This is a genomic window from Vibrio sp. 10N.222.55.C6 (assembly GCF_041473395.1).
Taxonomy (GTDB): Bacteria; Pseudomonadota; Gammaproteobacteria; order Enterobacterales; family Vibrionaceae; genus Vibrio; species Vibrio crassostreae_C.
Map to the genome: position 1 here is coordinate 1 of NZ_JBFRSD010000105.1, position 245 is coordinate 245.

Consider the following 245-nt stretch of genomic DNA (forward strand, 5'->3'; position numbering starts at 1 on the left):
TTAAAAGATCACGAGCAAGCATCGCTCTTGCTTTGGCGTGGCCGTGAGATGATCGAAATCTTGGTCACCTTGTCCATGGACCGTGCCACTTTAATTGCTGCACAACTTTTCCCCGTCGTCTCAAGCGGCGTTTTTGAGCGCGAAGCGTTTGAAGAAAGCTACGGTAAAGAAACCGTAAAGTTGATCGATGGCGTTGAAGAAATGGCGGCCTTAGGCCAGTTAAACGTGACCCTTGAAGGCAGTGC

1 protein-coding gene is annotated in these 245 nt (G+C 49.8%); it reads left to right on the forward strand.

The features are described from left to right. Nucleotides 1-245 (forward strand): HD domain-containing protein (locus AB4486_RS22755; RefSeq protein ID WP_372118749.1); only part of this gene is annotated, 245 nt, incomplete at both ends.